Annotated in this window: 1 protein-coding gene; it reads right to left on the bottom strand. The window is 47.3% G+C overall.

The features are described from left to right. The coding region (locus DVK06_RS19745; protein WP_147438204.1) for an ABC transporter ATP-binding protein at positions 1-429 on the bottom strand (429 nt) is incomplete at both ends.

The following is a 429-nucleotide window of genomic DNA, read 5'->3' as shown; positions in this document are numbered from 1 at the left end:
ACCTGAAAGTACAATGTCTTCTGTCGCGTCGTAATCTCGGTCCGGAACAGGAACTGCAGACAAGAGTGCTTTGGTGTAGGGGTGTCTTGGAGTCTCGAATAAGTCGTTAACTGGCGCTCGTTCAACAACGTTGCCGAGATACATGACCGAGATTCGGTCTGCAATATGGCGAACAACGGAGAGGTCGTGAGTTACGAAGATATACGTTAGATTGTGTTCTTCATTCAATCGGTCCAGCATGTTGAGAATCTGTGACTGGACACTCACGTCAAGTGCGCTTGTGGGTTCGTCTAAGACAAAAAGAGATGGCTTAGTTGCGAGTGCACGTGCGATTGCAACCCGTTGTTTTTGAACTAAAGATAACTCATGTGGGAACCGCGTGAGGTGTTCCGTATTGAGACCAACCTCATGTATCAACTCGAGAAATAG

Source organism: Halorubrum sp. Atlit-28R (assembly GCF_003665955.1).
In the GTDB taxonomy this organism is placed as follows: domain Archaea; phylum Halobacteriota; class Halobacteria; order Halobacteriales; family Haloferacaceae; genus Halorubrum; species Halorubrum tropicale.
Note: the sequence above shows the minus strand (reverse complement) of the source record. Positions and strands in the feature narration are given on the sequence as shown.